At 68.5% G+C, this 279-nt stretch carries 1 protein-coding gene; it reads right to left on the bottom strand.

What is annotated here, in order from left to right; translation table 11 throughout:
- Window positions 1–279, bottom strand: a 279-nt coding sequence (locus EN845_RS35815) for a hypothetical protein (RefSeq protein WP_189587466.1), incomplete at both ends; no start/stop codon positions are given.

Below are 279 nucleotides of genomic sequence, written 5' to 3'. Positions count from 1 at the left end.
GTCGCCGGCGGCGGCGAGATAGTCCGCCGTCAGAGTGTAGGTGTAGTGGATGGTCCCGGTGCCGGTCGCGCTGTCATAGGTGTAGTACGCGCTCACCTGGCCATTCGACCCCGGACCCGCCGTGAACACGGTCGGGTTGCCGGCATCGCTCGACAGCGCATTGCCGCCCAGGGACACCGAGCCGACGCCGTCCGGAGAGGAGAACGAGATCGTGCCGCTCGTCGTGTTCGAGCCGTCATGCAGCGTACCGCTCGCCAGGCCCGCCTCGTTGACGAGCGC

The sequence above is a fragment of the Mesorhizobium sp. M8A.F.Ca.ET.202.01.1.1 genome, from assembly GCF_004791595.1.
Lineage (GTDB): Bacteria > Pseudomonadota > Alphaproteobacteria > Rhizobiales > Rhizobiaceae > Mesorhizobium.
This window is presented reverse-complemented; position numbering and strand designations above follow the sequence as displayed.